This window comes from Sphingomonas sp. NFR04 (assembly GCF_900114095.1).
Taxonomy (GTDB): Bacteria; Pseudomonadota; Alphaproteobacteria; order Sphingomonadales; family Sphingomonadaceae; genus Sphingomonas.
The window spans coordinates 428,914-443,645 of record NZ_FORV01000001.1; the positions used below are offsets into that span (position 1 = coordinate 428,914).

A 14,732-nucleotide genomic window follows, 5' to 3' on the forward strand; every position below is an offset into this window, starting at 1 on the left:
CTAAAGAACCTCCCGAATGGCGACGAAGGCTTCGGCGGCGTCGCGGTGCACCGTGGCGCCGCGCAGCGTGGCAAGTGCGCGGATGGCTTCCAGAGACCGCTCGTTGGGAAAAGCGCAGGCCTGCGAATGGAAGCATGCGAACGCGGCGAGCTTGCGCTCCAGGGTAGCGCCGATATCGATATAGACGTTGGGAACGAACGGCGGATGCAGCACCGGTGTGGACCAGTTCGTCTCCGACAGCGTTTCATAGGCGAACACTTGGGTTGGATAGTCGGCCCGCCTTGGGCGAAGCGCGACCATCGCCGACTGGAACACCCGCTGGTGATCTACATGGATGTCGCCGGGGAACGGCAGGAAGACGATGGTGGGACGGACCGCGTCGATCGCTGCGCCGATATGCGCGTTGATCGCCGCCTGCGGCACCTGGTCGAGCTCGGCCGCGGGCAAGTCGAGGAAATAGGTTGCCGTCACGTTCAGCATTGCGTGGGCAGCGCGCGCTTCGGCACGCACCTGTTGCACCCGCTCGTCTGAATAGCGCGGCGCCGTTCCGCGAGTGACCACAACGACTTCCACCAGCACGCCCTCGTCGTGCAGCCGCGCGATCGTGCCGCCACAGCCAAGCACCTCGTCGTCCGGATGCGGCGCAACGACGAGCGCACGTGCGCCTGCGGGGAAGGCGGTCCGCTTCATGCTGCACCCAGGATGCTGTGCGGACGGGGCGGCGACCCGTCCGGCGTTTCCCACTCGGTGATGACCAGAGCGCCGCCGTCCCCGCACCGCACCGTGAAGCCTTCCCCGGACCGCGCGAGGACCTGCCCCGGCACTGCATGATGCCGGTCCGCGGCGGGGGCCGGCTCGGCCGACCACAGGATGATGCGTGTGCCGCCGCACGTCGAGAAGGCGCCGGGATACGGCCGGCCGGCCGCGCGAATGAGGCGTTGCACTTCGTGCGCCGGCCTGTTCCAGTCGATCCGGCCATCCTCCGGCCGCCGCCGCGTCGCCCATGTGGCGAACCGTGGATCCTGGACCGTTCCCGACATGTTGCCGCGCGCCAATCTGGGCAGCGTCTCGTCGAGCAGATCGGCCAGGGCGGCCATGTGCTTGCGGTACAGGCTGCCCGCCGTCTCGTCCGGCGCGACGTGGAAGAAGCGCTGGCCCAGGATATCGCCGCTGTCGACGTCTTCGTCGATGTAGAACAGCGTCGAGGCTGTGATTTTCTCGTCGAGCAGGATCGTCCACGGGATCACCGCGCGCCCCCGCAGGCGTGGCAGCGGCGCGGGGTGGTAGCCGACGACGCGCCCGCCGGCGGCAGCGCGGAACGCCGGCCCGCAAAGCTGGGACCAGCCGATGACGAACACCATGTCCGCCGCCAGCGTATCCAGCGTATCGATGAATTCGGGACTGTTGACGTTGCGGACGAAGATCGTATCGACGCCGGCCGCGGCCGCCGGGGCGGCCAGATCGACAAAGTCCGAATGCCGGTGCGACAGATCCGGTGGGAGCGTGGCGACGGCCGCAAGGCGCCAGTCCGGCGCGCGCAGGAAGGCATCCAGCGCCACGCGGGAGCCCTCAACCGCGCCGATGAGAATGGCTTGCATGACAATGCTCGATTTGGCGTGAATCTACTCGTTCGCCACGCACCAGCGTGACGAGGGTGCGGAACAGGATGGCGATATCGATCCGCCAGCTGCGGTTGCGGACGTACCAAAGGTCCAGCGCCAACTTGTCGGCATCGTCCAGCAGGCTGTTGCCATGGATTTGCGACCAGCCGGTCAGGCCGGGCCGGACCGAGCTGCGGTCGATGCCCCCCTGCCCCATTGCCGCGATCGTTTCGGGGAGCAGCGGTCGTGGACCGACCAGGCTGAGATCGCCGCGCAGCACGTTCCAAAGCTGGGGCAGTTCATCGAGGCGGCTGCGGCGGAGCGCCCGCCCGAAGGGCGTCAGCCGCGCCGCATCGTCCCGGATGTCCCCCGCGCGAACGGGTCGCATCGAGCGGAACTTCACGAGGACGAACGTCCTGCCGAACCGGCCGGTGCGGCGTTGCCGAAACAGAACGGGAGTCGACAGCGAGAGGAGAACGGCAATACCCACGCAGGCAAAGAGGGGAGCGAGCGCCAGCAGCGCCGTCAGCGCCACGGCTCGCTCCAGAAGCGGCCAGTCACCCAGCCCGCTTCCGCCCTGGACCGGCCGCTGACCCGCCAGCCCCATGGCGCTCAACAGCTGCGCATTGACCTTTTCGACATCGTAGGTCTGGACAGCGGCTTCGCGCGCCCGCGCGCCCATCTGCGCAACGCGGCCAGGATTCTCGATGAACCTGCGTAGCGCAGCCGCAAGCGCATCGCCGTCGCGCGGCGGCACCAGGAAACCGTTCCACCCGTCGGTCACTGCATCCCGGCAGCCCGGCATGGAAGTGGTGACGACCGGGCGTCCGGACGCCAGCGCCTCGAGGATCGTGCGCGGCAGCCCTTCGCGATAATAGCTGGGCAGCACGAAGACACTGGCATTCTGGAGATGCGGCGCGACGTCGCGGCATTCCCCAAGATACTCGACCACGCCCTCTTCGGACCAAGCCGCGATTTCCGCCTCGGTCACGGCGGTAGGATTGCTGTCTCGCGGGCCGAGGATGCGGAACCGGGCATTCGGGTATTCCGCGCGCAGCGTACGCGCTGCTGCCACGAACTCGAGCAGCCCCTTGTCCCGCATCAGCCGAGCGATCATCAGGAAGACGGGACCGTCCACCGGAAGCGAAGCAGGCCGGAAGCGATGAATGTCGACGCCCGATCCCGGCACTTGCTCGACCCGCTGGTCCGACCGGACGATGCCATGCCGGACCATCTCCGCCCGGTCGTCCGCATTGAAGACGAAGATGCCCGCAGCGCGCGCCACTGCGGCGCGGTAGAGCGCCGAGATCAGCTTGCGTAGCGCCGGGCGATCGAAATCACTGCCATAAACGTGACCCAGGCCGCTCACCATCGCGAAGAACGCGGTCTTTCGGCGCGTCAGGCGGCATGCCAGGCCGGCATAGAGGATCGGCTTTTGCGTATAGGCGAGCACCACGTCCGGCCGCTCGCGGCGGATCAGCCGCACCAACGCGCCAAACGTGGCGACATCCCGGAGCGGGTTGGTGCCGGTCCGATCCATTGGCACGCGATGGTAGGCGACCCCCATTGCCGCGAGCGCCGCCTGCGTTTCGGCATCCTCATCCGGCGCGCAGGCAACGACGTCGTGACCGTGTGCGACCATGCTCGCGAGCAGCGCCCCGCGAAAGTTCACCAGGGAATATGCAAGGCTGGCGACGACGAGGACCTTCATGCCGATTGCACCGGCAACAGGGTGGCGACGGCAGCCGGAAGTCCGGAAGACGGCGACGAGCTTCGGTCCAGCACGGACGCATAGAGCCGCCGATATTGGCCGGCGACCCGAGCCATATCATATTCCGCAACCACCCGCTCGCGGCCCAGTGCGCCCAGCCGATCCCATCCCGAGCGGCCAAGCCGCACCAGCTGCACCAACGCCTGCGCCATGGCCTCGCGATCGCCTGGCGGGACGATCACCCCAGCCTCGCCGAGGATCGCGGCGCAGTCTCCGACGTCCGTAGCGATGCACGGCACGCCACACGCCATGCCTTCGCCGAGGATGTTGGGAAAGGCCTCTCCCCAAGCCGAGGAGAGCGCGAGCAGGTCCACGCCGGGCAACCAATCGGCGACGTCGGTTCGCTCTCCGGCGAGCGTATAGGAGCTCGGCGGGAGATCGCGCAGGGCCGAAGCCAGCGGTTCCGATGGACTGTCGAGGCCCGTGCCGACGAGCAGCAGATGGACCTTGCTGCCCAGCGAACGCGCCCGCGCCGCAGCTTCCACGAGCATGCGATGATCCTTCATCGGGTGCAGGCGTGCGACCATTCCCACAACCGGATCTTCCGAGACGATCCCGAAGCGCTGGCGCAGAAGCGCCCGCTTTGCGCCGTCGGGCCGAAAGCGATCGCAATCAAATCCGTTGGGGATATGCACCGCACGATCGGCCGGGAAGCCGAACGCGGCATGCTCGCGGGCGGCCGCATGCGAATTGTAGATGATGGCGGCCGTCGACGCCGCGAAATGGCGGCTCAGCGCCAGCAGACGCCGGGTCATGCGGGTTTCGTTCGCCGGATCGTGGAGCGAATGGCGCACGTTCCAGATCACCGGCACGTTGCCGCCGTGGAAAAAGCCTGCGGCGGTGGCGGCCAGATTGCCGTGGTACATCCAGCCCTGGAGGATATCCGGGGAGAGGCGTGCCGTGATCCGGACCAGCCGCAACAGCGCCAGCGGGTTCATGATCCCGCGCCGCATCCCCAAGGTATAGATCGGGCAGCCGGCATCGCGCAGCTGCGGCGCCAGCACGCCGGGCTGCAGGAGCGACAGAACACTCGCTCCGCTGCCGCGCGCGCCCGCTTCGGCGGCGATCAGCTTGGCGAGCATCATCTGCGCGCCACCCATGTCGAGGCTGGTCGCGATGTGCTGTGTCGCGATGGAACGTCGAGCCGTAGCGGCCTCGCTCGCCCGGCTCATTGCCCGGCTACTCCATCGGCGTCGGCGGCGACCACCACCACCCTGCCCTTCCGGGCGCACCGGGCGGCGGCCGCGGACCGCTTCAGGGCCCCCGGTTCACGCCGGTCCCCGCATGGTCGCCGCGCCGGCGCCCGCCCTGTATATCGGGCCGCGGTGGCGGTACATGGTCGCGCTTTCTGCGTTGCAGATCCGATGGAATCCAGCATCTCCGATCGCCCCCCTGCTTGAGGCGAAACGTAGCGGTGTCATGGGATTCGGCGCATTGCTACTTCGGCCATCCCCTTTCGGATTAGGATGATGCACGATGGGGCAGGTCGGGCGCGAAGGCGTTAGCCGATCTTCCAGGACGGGGTATTGCCCCTCCCATTTCTGTTAGCCGATCCCATCCGGGGTATTCCGCATACTCGGAAGTATGGGACCCTCTGCTCGGCTTCATGCCCGCACCCGCCAAAGATACAGTCTCGTCCACGATCCGGTGACGTGGGGGCATCCCTGCCGGATCGTGCCGGCATCGCTGCCAAACGGAAGATTTCCTTTGCCGATCGGCGCGCATCGCTTCGCGCTGCAAGCAGAATCTGGGGGAAGAGTATGCGACCGCTTCAACGACGGTATTGGCACTCGATTTCCGCGCGCGCCGCCGCCATCATCCTGGGCGACGCCGTGTCGGCAGCGCTCGCATTGGTCATCGCGCTGGCGCTGCGCACCGATGGGGAGCGGGCAGGCTCCTATCTACAGGCCTTTCCCGCTGCACTGCCGCTGTTCGTGGTCGTTTCGGTTGGCGCGTTTGCGATCTTTCGATTGCACCGGCGCCTCTGGCGGTTCTCGTCGGTTTCCGATCTGGTCGCGATCATCGCGGCCGCGACGCTGGCCGTCTCCGGCTTCGTATTGCTCCTGGCGACGATCGGCAAGCTCGGCTGGATGCCCCGCTCGATCCCGGTTCTCCTTTGGCTGGTGCTGGTAACGCTGATGGGCGGAGTACGCGTGGTGCGCCGCGCCGCGGCCGACTATCTCGGCGGAATCGTCCGCCCTCCGCGCCCCTTGGGTGCCGTTGCCGGCCATTCGCGCCGCGTGCTCGTCGCGGGCTCGGGTGATCAGGTCGAGCGCGTGTTGCGCTATATCGAACGCGAGCGTGGAACGCTGCTGGATCCGGTCGGCATTCTCGACCATGTCGAGGCCCGCGCCAGCCTGCGCGTTCGCGGCGTGCCGATTCTGGGCGCGATCGGCGAACTCGCCCGGGTCGTCCAGGCGCTGGAAGCCACCGAGCGCCGGCCCGATTGCCTGCTCTTCGCCGGCGACCCGGGACAGCTGCATGATGGCCCGCTCGTCTCCATGGTGGCGGCCGCGCATACGCTCGGCCTCGAGATCGCCTATCTGCCCGGCGTCACGGGATATGATCCGGCGCACGGGAGGAAGATCGACCTCCGCTTCGTCGATGCTGCTGATCTGCTCGGCCGCCCGCAGGTCGAGCTCGACGCACAGCTCGTCGGCGAGGCGCTGCGCGGCCGCTCCGTACTCGTGACCGGCGCCGGCGGCACAATCGGCCGTGAGTTGGTACGCCAGATCGCCGCCTTCGGGCCGCGCAAGCTGATCCTGCTCGATGCCAGCGAGATCAACCTGTACGAGGCGGATCTCGAAATGCGGGAGAACCATGCCGGCGTGCCGCGCGTGGCCGTGCTTTGCTCCATCCGCCAGCGCGCCCAGCTGATGCAGGTGTTTGCCGAGCACCGTCCCGATCTGGTTTTCCACGCCGCCGCGCTCAAGCATGTGCCGATCGTGGAGGAGCATCCCGCCGCCGCGGTGCAGACCAACGTGCTCGGCACGCGCAACGTCGCCGACGCAGCGCTTCGCTATGGCGCGACCGCCATGGTCCAGGTGTCGACCGACAAGGCGGTCAATCCGGTGGGCTTCATGGGCGTGACGAAGCGTCTTGGCGAGCTCTACTGCCAGGCGCTGGATCTGGAGGGACGCGATCGGCCGCGGGCGCCGCGGTTCATGACCGTGCGGTTCGGCAATGTGCTGGGGTCGAGCGGATCCCTTATCCCTCTCTTCCAGCGCCAGCTGAAGAAAGGTGGGCCGCTGACCGTCACCCATCCGGAGATCACGCGGTTCTTCATGACGGTCCACGAAGCCGTGCAGCTGGTGCTGCACAGCGCGGCGCGCGGGATGACGGACCAAGAAACCCGAGGCCGCATCTTCGTCCTCGACATGGGAGAGCCGGTGCGGGTGATGGACATTGCCCGCCGCATGATCCGCCTGTCCGGCCTGCGCCCCGGGGTCGATGTGGATATCGAGATCGTCGGTCTCCGGCCTGGCGAGAAGCTGTACGAGGAGCTGTTCGACACGCGCGAGAAGCGCAGTCCTTCGCCACTCAAAGGCGTGTTCGAGGCAGCCTCCCACATCATGCCGAAGCCGATGCTGCAGCGCGTGTTCCGCCAGCTGGCGGAGGCGGCGGAGCAAGGGGATGACGCGGCGTGCCGGGCGATTGCGGTTGCCTTGCTCACGAAGGAAGCGGAGCCGCAGCCTCTGCCCGCGCTGCCGCAGGTGGCGCACGTCGCGCAGCGCGAACTGCTCGCGCACAGCTTCTGACAGCAGGAGGAATCATGCGAGACTCCGCAGCAACCCTGACGCCCAGCGAGCCGACGTCGGCATTCCTCCAGACCGAACCTGCCCCGCCGGAGCCGACCGATCCGCCCATCCGTTCGCGTTGGCCGATCTATGGCGAGGACGAGATCGAGGAAGTCCTGGCGGTGCTGCGCTCGGGCCGGGTCAACGCACTGCACCACGGCGAGCGTTGCAAGCGCCTCGAGGAAAGGTTCGCACAGCGGTGCGGGCGTTCCCACGCGATCGCCGTTGCCAACGGCACGGTCGCGCTGGAGCTGGCGCTGCGTGCGCTCGGCATCGGGCCGGGGGACGACGTGATCGTTCCCGCGCGGAGCTTCATCGCCACCGCGAGCTGCGTCGCGGCAGTCGGTGCGCGCCCGATCTTCGCCGATGTCGACCCGATCACGCAGAATCTCAGCGCCGAGACCATCCTTGCCGCGCTGACGGATGCCACCCGTGCCGTGATCGTGGTGCATCTGGCCGGTTGGCCGGCACCCATGGACGAAATCGTCGCGTTGGCGGAGGCGCTCGGACTCAAGATCGTCGAGGATTGCGCGCAGGCGCATGGCGCGATGCTGCGGGGCCGCCCGGCGGGCGGGTTCGGCGACGCCGCGGCCTTCTCCTTCTGCACCGACAAGATCATCTCGACCGGAGGCGAAGGCGGTCTGCTGGTGCTGAAGGACGAAGCGACCTGGGCACGCGCCTGGGCTTTCAAGGACCATGGCAAGCACCCCTCCGCGATGGCAGGTGGGGCGCCGGATGGCACGTTCCGCTGGCTGCACAGCTCGCTGGGGAGCAATTATCGATTGACGGAACTCCAGGCCGCCATCGGCCTGCGCCAGCTTGCGAAGCTGCCGCACTGGGTGAAAATCCGGGGGGAGAACGCGCAGCGGTTGAACGATCGCCTCGCCGACCTGGTCGCCGTACGGCGGACGCTGCCGCCTCGCGACACGCTGCACGCCTATTACAAATATTATGCCTTCGTCCGGCCGGAGCGACTGCAGCGCGGATGGTCGCGGGACCGGGTCCTCGCGACCCTCATCAAAGCGGGCGTACCCGCCGGGTCCGGGATATGTCCGGAGATTTACCGCGAGCAGGCATTTCTAAGCAGCGTATCCGTGCCGCCGTCCCGCCTGCCCGTCGCGGCGATGCTGGGCGAGACGAGCCTCATGCTCCCCTGCGATCCGACCCTCGACACCCGCGCCATCGATCGCATGGGCGACCTCGTCGCCGAGGTCCTCGCGCAGGCGACCAATTGACAGGGGACCATCGTGCACCACCGGCTTCTTCCCAGCTTCATCATCATCGGCGCGGCCAAGGCGGCCACGACCTGGATCGCGCACCAGCTGCGGTCACGCGACGACGTTTTCCTGCCCGGCCCGGAGCCCCATTATTTCAGCCGTGCCTATGACCGTGGGACCGCGTGGTACGAATCGCTGTTTGCGGCGGCACGGCCAGGGCAGCTGATCGGCGAAAAGTCCGCGGACTATCTGGCCAGCCCGGAGGCGCCTGCTCGTGCCGCAGCGCTGCTCCCGCGCGCCAAGCTCGTAGCGCAACTGCGCAACCCCGTGGAACGGGCCTATTCCGATTACTGCATGCTGTATCGGCGCGGCCAGGTAGGGCCGGACATCGACCGCTATCTCGATCGACATCTCACCCGCACGCCGCGGTTTCTCGACGACGGCCTCTATGCGCGCCACTTCGCACGCTGGCTGGACCGCTATCCGGCGGAGGCCCTGAAGGTGATCCTCTACGACGATATCCGCGGCGCCCCCGAACAGGTACTCGGTGAGGTCTGCACCCTCCTGTCGATTCCCTCGGTGCCGGTGGACCGGGCGCAGGTCCGCGAGCGCAAGAACGACAGCGAGGCGCCACTGGTGCCGATGGCACTGCGCCGCCTGCCGTCGCCGGTGAAGGCACTGGTAGCGCCGTTGCGCGGCAACAGGTTGTTCGAGAATCTGCGCAACACGATTGCCCGCCCCGTTCGCTATCCACCGCTGAGCGATGCGCTGCGCGAGAAGCTGACGGATTTCTATCTCGACGACGTCGAGGTGCTGAGCCATTTGGTCGGTCGCGATCTGACCGCCTGGATGCCGGCCAGGCTACCGGTGTGAGCGCCGCAACGGCTCTCCTCTACGCGCCGACACCGGGCCGGAGCGCGCGTGTGCCGAAGCTGCGGCAAGCGGGCATCGCGGCGACGCTGCTTGCCGTGGCACTCGCCTGCTGCACGACCTGGCGGCCGGTGAACGCATTTCTGTTCACCTTCAGCGATGCCGCCTTCTGCTTCGCCCTCCTCGCCGCACTGGGCGGCAACCGCTTGGCGCCGCGCCCCTTCGGCCGCTTGTCGGCGATGTGGTTTTTGGGCCTGGCGCTGCTGCTGGCCGGCCTTCTGATCGGCAGCGTCGCGCATGGCGATCCGCTCCGCTGGATTATCGTGGCCGCGCAATATAACTTCGCGCTGGCGCTCGTGCCGATGGTGATGCTGGGTCTACCGCCCGCAGCCGCGACCCGCCAGGCACAAGCGCTGGTGCTGGGCGTGGTTGGCATGGAGGCATTTGGCATCTGTGCCTATCTCTGGCTGCGGGGCAGCTATGAAGCCGCCAAGATATTGGGCGCCGAGTTCATCACCGGCGAGCACCGCCTCGGCGCCTTCATGGCGGACGCCAACTGGAATGCCTCGATGATCGCGATGACGCTGCCCTTCGTCCTGTACCTGCACCGCGTGCAGCGGCTGGGGCATGTCGCGGCGGCGGGGGCAGTAAGCATCCTGGCGGCCGGGACACTCTTCTCCGGGTCGGTCACCGGCGTCCTCTCCACGGCCGCGGCCGGGCTGTTGTTCCTGATCGTGGCAGGCGGCGGCAGATCGCTGCGATTGGCACTGCCCTTGCTGCTGCTGGGCGGGATTGTCGTCACCTCCAACCTGGGCGTTCCGGCGGCGTTCGAACGCCGCGTGCTCGGCGCGCTGGAGGAGCAGGATCTGGCGCGGGCGGGCACGTTTACCGGCCGGGTCGCGCTGATGCAGGAAGCCTGGACCATTGTCGACGGTACGACGCTAGTCGGTCTCGGCGCGGATCAATATCGCGTGGTCAGCCGCTTCCAGGCGCCCGTTCACAATGTGTATCTTCTGCTCTGGGCGGAAGGGGGGCTGGCGGCCGCACTGGGCTGGATCCTGATGCTGCTCGTCCCGCTGGCCATCGGCCTTGCCCGATTGCGCACCGATCGCCTGGCGGCGGCGCTGGGCCTGGCGGTGCTGCTCCCCTTCTACGGCTTCACCTTGGCCGCGCCGCATATGTATGCGCGCAGCTGGATCGTGCCCGTTCTCGCCGCCGTCGCCATCATGGCCTCGCGGCAGCTACCACAGCGCAGGGAAGCACCTCATCCCGACTGACTACCCCTTTTGGGACAGCCTGGATGCCCGGAAGTACCCGTCCGGCCACCGCAGCATCGCGTACAATCATCGGCATGGCAGATGCGGGGGAAGATCATATGAATGCCCGACAGACATTGGCTTGCATGTCGTTGCTGATCCTCGGGGGATGCGCGTCCGGCGTGAACCGCCTGCCGCAAATCACCACTGCGCCGGATCAGGCATACCGGCTCGCCGCGGGGGACGAGATCCGGATCACCGTGTACGGCTTCGACAGCATCACCAACACATATGTCGTCAGCGACACGGACAGTATCTCGCTTCCGCTGCTCGAGACGATCACGGTAGGCGGGTTGACGCCCGCGCTTCTGGAGCAGGCGATCGCAGAGCGGCTGCGCAGCCGCGATCTGGCGCCGAATCCGAGCGTCAGTGTCCAGGTGCAGAAGACCCGCCCCTTCTTCATCCTCGGCGAAGTGCAGCGGCCCGGCCAATATCCCTATGTGCCGGGAATGACCTTGCTGACCGCCGTGTCGATCGCCGGCGGCTATACGTTCCGTGCGCAGACGCACGCCGCCGAACTGCGGCGCGCACATAACGGCATGCACCAGCATGGCCGCGCCGACCCGAACACGCCCGTCCTTCCCGGTGACATCATCTCCGTCGGGGAGAAGTCGTTTTGATCGATGGCGCTCCCCTTGTCAGGGGGCGCCGGCGGGGAGCGCGACGGCGGCGGTGCATTGCAGCGGCACTGCTGCCGCTGGGGCTGGCGATCGGCGCACCCTCTGGGGCGCAGCAGGTCGAACGCCGCGGCGTCTCGCCGCGGAACCTGCCGCGGCCGGGCTATGAGCCGCATGTGACGCGGATCGGCAACGCCACCGCCCGCGTCGAGGTCGACATCTCGGCGCTCGATGATTCCAACGTGTTCGCGACGTCTCGCAAACCGGTGAACGACGTGATCGTCGTCACCCGCCCCCGCGCGAATCTGGACTGGAGCAGCAATGCGGCTACTCTCCACGGCGAAGCCTATGCCGCGGTGTTCAAGCATGTCGATGTCACGCAGGAAGACATGGCGAGCTTCGGCGGCGCGCTGGCCGGCGCGCTCCGCGTCAGCCGGCAACAGACGATCACAAGCAGCCTGCGCTTCGATCGGGTGCGCGAGAGCCGCACCGATCCGGAAAGCCGACGCAACCTCAACCAGCCGCCACGCAAGATCGATGCTCTGGCGGGGGAGGTCGGCTATGCGGTGAAAGGCGCAAATGTCGCGCTCGCGCTGGCTGGCGGCTATCAAAGCTACAACTATCTCGATCCGCTCGAAAGCGATCGGAACATGCGGCTGTACCGCGGATCGGCTACATTCGAGCTGCGTCCGAACGCCCCGCTTTCTTTCTTCTTTCAGGGCTATGTCGCGCGCCGCGATTTCGTCCGCGCGGTCGATTTCAGCGGGGTGGACCGTGACGCCACCACTATCGGGGCATTGCTGGGGCTCAGCCATGGGGGGTCGGGTCTCGTGCAGGGCAAGATCGGGGTGGGTATCTTCCGGTTTCAACCAGACGCGCCCGGTCTCCCGGCCTTCACCGGACTAGCCGTCGACGGCCAGCTGACCTGGTCGCCGCGACCCCGCACGGCCGTGGTGCTCACGGTATTCCGCGGCGATGTCGCCACGGTGCGCGTCGGCGCTACCAATCGCATCGATACCGATGTTGCGCTTCGATTAGAGCAAGAGGTGCGGCACAATCTGCTGCTGGAGGCGCAGCTGTCCTTCAGCGACATTCTGTACCGCGGACCCTCGCAGCGTTCGCTGACCACCTATGCCGCACGGATAGAGGGCGAATATCTCTTCAGCGGCACGATGTCCGCTTTCGCCGCCGGCACCTTCACGCGCCGCGACGGGCGCCTGATCACCGATCGCTTTACCCGGCCCATGGTGGAGCTGGGCCTTCGTTTCCGCTTTTGAGGGGAGAAGATGATGCCGAGGGGAACCGGTATGGTGAGGACGCGGAGTCTTGCCTGGAGCGCGGCGACGATCGCGATCCTCAGCCTCCTGGTAGCGGATGGCGCCGCCCAGCCCGGCGCGGCGACGCAACGCCTCGCGTTCCAAGGTGCCGAGGGCTTCGGCCGCTTCGCCGCCGGCGGCCGCGGCGGGCGCGTCCTGATGGTGACGACGCTGGCCGATTCCGGGCCGGGATCGCTGCGCGCCTGCATCGATGCGTCGGGGCCTCGCATCTGCATTTTCCGGGTGGGTGGGGTCATCCGCTACACGACCAAGCGGCCGGAGATCCGCAATCCGTATATCACGATTGCGGGCGAGACCGCGCCCGGCGGCGGCATCCTGATCACGCACGCCGGCGGCCCAGACGCCTTCACGCCCTTCGTGATCAAGAACACGCATGACGTGGTCGCCCGCCATGTCCGCGTGCGAATGGATCGGTTCGGCGCCATCCGCCGAGCTGACAGCGCCTTCATCATCGAAGGGAGCCGCAACGTGATCCTGGATCACGTCAGCAGCTCCTGGGCGCGCGACGAGAATTTCGGCGGCTATGCCCAGAATGACGCAATCACCGTCTCCTGGTCGATCTTCGCCGAGGGTGTGCCGCGCCACGACAAATGCGGCCTGCTGGCAAGCGATCCCGCGGGCCCGCAGCAGCTGAGCTTCGTGCGCAATCTGTGCGCGCACAATGGCGATCGTGCGCCCGATGTGAACTTCCCGCCCGCCTCCTGTGTCGAGGTGGTGAACAACGTGCTCTACAACGCCCAGGTGCAGTTCACCGAGATCTGGGAGAGCAACGGCGGCAGCCCGGTGAACGTCATCGGCAATTATTATCGCCGGGGTCCCAACACGCCGCGACTGGCGTTCGGCATCGACCGGGTACTGGTCGGATCCACCGGGAAGGCCCGCATCTATCAGCACGACAACATCATGGATGGAAGCGGCATTGTCATCGCGCCAGCTGCGCAAGACGCGCTTGTCGACAACCCGGTGTGCGGCTTGGCGACCAAGCCCATTCCGGCGGCCGCCGCCTATGATGCGGTGCTAGCCGGCGCTGGCGCCTTCCCGCGCGATGGCGTCGATGCGCGTATCGTGCAGGAGGTGCGCGACCGTGGCGGCGCGATCGGTCGGCCCAATCGGGTGCTGCCGGCAATCGCGGGTGGCGCCCCCTATGCCGACCGAGACGGCGACGGCATGTCCGATCGGTGGGAACAGGCGCATGGATGCGACCCGCGCGTATCGGACCCCTGGAAAATGGATGCGAGCGGCTGGTCCTGCCTCGAGCGTTTTCTCGACTATGCGCACCGCGAGCGGCTAGCGGGTCGCGCCCCTGTCTGAGACGGGGGCCGACAGGAACTCCGCCTCGATCTCCGATCCCCCGCCCCAGCGCTCGACCGGATCGAGGCCGCCGGCATCGTTCATCCGGAACAAGGTGCCGCGGTGATCGCCGCCGCCGTGCGTGCGCACCACGGCCAGCCAGGATCCCGCGCCCGCCAGATAGGATCGCACGTTGCACACCGCCGCCGCCAAGCCGGCTTCGCTGAAATAATGGCGGTTGAGGATGTTGGCGGCGCGGATCAGCTCGAAACGTGCGGCGAAGCGCCGATTGGCCACGGCAATATCGTCTTCCACCAGTTCCACCCCCCCCGCCCGGGCCAGACGCGGGCTGACGAGCGGTACGGGCGAACAGGCGCGGCGGACGCCAAGCCGCGCACGTGCGCGCGGCGCCAATTGGCGGTCGATGAGGCGACGCACCAGCGCCATGCCTGTGACAAAGTCCAGCCGGCGGTTCCAGGGCCGCAGCGGTACGCCACGCAGGTCATATTGCAGGATGTGGCCGCCGGGTTCGACCAGGGCACGGCACCCCCAGGGTAGATCGACGAGATAGCCGGTCATCGACCGATCGGTCCCGGTCACCGCCACCGGTCGACCCGATCGCCATAGCGCCTGCGCCAGTTCGAGTGTCGTGACGCCCGACGAGATGCCGAGATCAAGCACCCTGCGCGGCTGCGCCCCCGCAGCATCGAGCCGCCGGATGATGGCCTGGTCGATTGTCGCAAGCCGGCCCGTCGCCGTGCTCTTGAACGTGTTGTTTGCCGTCTTCAGGGCGCCGAAGAATGCGGCTTCCGATCGCGCGGATACACGTGCCGGATCAGTGGAGAGAAACCTGGAAGCGGTCTGCACGATGTCCCCTCGCTGGCGGGCGACGTTCGATGTCGCTTGCCGCCATCTA

12 protein-coding genes are annotated in these 14,732 nt (G+C 67.4%); 7 read left to right on the forward strand and 5 right to left on the reverse strand.

Annotation, left to right across the window (positions count from 1 at the left end; all coding sequences use genetic code 11):
• The 4 genes from BM009_RS01950 to BM009_RS01965 are packed head-to-tail and all read right to left on the reverse strand — an operon-like array spanning position 1 to position 4,454.
• On the reverse strand, positions 1-690 hold the full coding sequence (locus BM009_RS01950) for a PIG-L deacetylase family protein (protein ID WP_093293212.1): 690 nt from the start codon (positions 688-690) through the stop codon (positions 1-3).
• On the reverse strand, positions 687-1,598 hold the full coding sequence (locus BM009_RS01955) for a methionyl-tRNA formyltransferase (protein ID WP_093293214.1): 912 nt from the start codon (positions 1,596-1,598) through the stop codon (positions 687-689). The genes BM009_RS01950 and BM009_RS01955 overlap by 4 nt, the downstream gene beginning before the upstream one ends.
• Positions 1,570-3,312: a sugar transferase gene (locus BM009_RS01960; protein WP_093293216.1), complete on the reverse strand. Its 1,743-nt coding sequence runs from the start codon at positions 3,310-3,312 to the stop codon at positions 1,570-1,572. Before BM009_RS01960 ends, BM009_RS01955 begins: the two co-directional genes overlap by 29 nt.
• A complete protein-coding gene (locus BM009_RS01965; RefSeq protein WP_175487859.1) occupies positions 3,309-4,454 on the reverse strand; it encodes a glycosyltransferase in 1,146 nt (381 codons plus the stop codon). The genes BM009_RS01960 and BM009_RS01965 overlap by 4 nt, the downstream gene beginning before the upstream one ends.
• Positions 4,455-5,024: 570 nt before the next feature.
• Between BM009_RS01965 and BM009_RS01970 the strand changes: the two genes are divergently transcribed.
• From BM009_RS01970 to BM009_RS02000, 7 genes are all read left to right on the forward strand, one after another.
• Positions 5,025-7,130 carry a polysaccharide biosynthesis protein gene (locus BM009_RS01970; protein ID WP_139216508.1) on the forward strand — a complete coding sequence of 702 codons (2,106 nt, stop codon included), beginning with the start codon at positions 5,025-5,027 and terminating at the stop codon, positions 7,128-7,130.
• A 14-nt stretch (positions 7,131-7,144) separates the two neighbouring features.
• Positions 7,145-8,404: a DegT/DnrJ/EryC1/StrS family aminotransferase gene (locus BM009_RS01975; RefSeq protein ID WP_093293222.1), complete on the forward strand. Its 1,260-nt coding sequence runs from the start codon at positions 7,145-7,147 to the stop codon at positions 8,402-8,404.
• 12 nt (positions 8,405-8,416) lie between these two features.
• Positions 8,417-9,259 carry a sulfotransferase gene (locus tag BM009_RS01980; protein WP_093293224.1) on the forward strand — a complete coding sequence of 281 codons (843 nt, stop codon included), beginning with the start codon at positions 8,417-8,419 and terminating at the stop codon, positions 9,257-9,259.
• Positions 9,260-9,309: 50 nt separating this feature from the next.
• Complete coding sequence (locus BM009_RS01985) at positions 9,310-10,533, forward strand: O-antigen ligase family protein (protein WP_139216509.1); 1,224 nt, start codon at positions 9,310-9,312, stop codon at positions 10,531-10,533.
• 125 nt (positions 10,534-10,658) lie between these two features.
• Positions 10,659-11,192, forward strand: a complete 534-nt coding sequence (locus BM009_RS01990; protein ID WP_175487860.1) for a polysaccharide biosynthesis/export family protein — start codon at positions 10,659-10,661, stop codon at positions 11,190-11,192.
• Complete coding sequence (locus BM009_RS01995) at positions 11,189-12,466, forward strand: outer membrane beta-barrel protein (RefSeq protein WP_093293230.1); 1,278 nt, start codon at positions 11,189-11,191, stop codon at positions 12,464-12,466. The genes BM009_RS01990 and BM009_RS01995 overlap by 4 nt, the downstream gene beginning before the upstream one ends.
• A gap of 30 nt (positions 12,467-12,496) precedes the next feature.
• Entirely contained in the window at positions 12,497-13,837 is a 1,341-nt protein-coding gene (locus tag BM009_RS02000; RefSeq protein WP_093293232.1) for a pectate lyase family protein, read from the forward strand.
• Here BM009_RS02000 and BM009_RS02005 read toward each other — a convergent pair.
• Positions 13,814-14,683, reverse strand: a complete 870-nt coding sequence (locus BM009_RS02005; RefSeq protein ID WP_093293234.1) for a hypothetical protein — start codon at positions 14,681-14,683, stop codon at positions 13,814-13,816. The genes BM009_RS02000 and BM009_RS02005 overlap by 24 nt on opposite strands.
• Between the last annotated feature and the right edge of the window lie 49 nt (positions 14,684-14,732).

Bases quoted from the DNA above. Each gene is read 5' to 3' on its own strand.
- BM009_RS01950 (WP_093293212.1), bottom strand. From the start codon at position 690: ATGAAGCGGACCGCCTTCCCCGCAGGCGCACGTGCGCTCGTCGTTGCG.
- BM009_RS01955 (WP_093293214.1), bottom strand. From the start codon at position 1,598: ATGCAAGCCATTCTCATCGGCGCGGTTGAGGGCTCCCGCGTGGCGCTG.
- BM009_RS01960 (WP_093293216.1), bottom strand. From the start codon at position 3,312: ATGAAGGTCCTCGTCGTCGCCAGCCTTGCATATTCCCTGGTGAACTTT.
- BM009_RS01965 (WP_175487859.1), bottom strand. From the start codon at position 4,454: ATGCTCGCCAAGCTGATCGCCGCCGAAGCGGGCGCGCGCGGCAGCGGA.
- BM009_RS01975 (WP_093293222.1), top strand. From the start codon at position 7,145: ATGCGAGACTCCGCAGCAACCCTGACGCCCAGCGAGCCGACGTCGGCA.
- BM009_RS01990 (WP_175487860.1), top strand. From the start codon at position 10,659: ATGTCGTTGCTGATCCTCGGGGGATGCGCGTCCGGCGTGAACCGCCTG.
- BM009_RS02000 (WP_093293232.1), top strand. From the start codon at position 12,497: ATGGTGAGGACGCGGAGTCTTGCCTGGAGCGCGGCGACGATCGCGATC.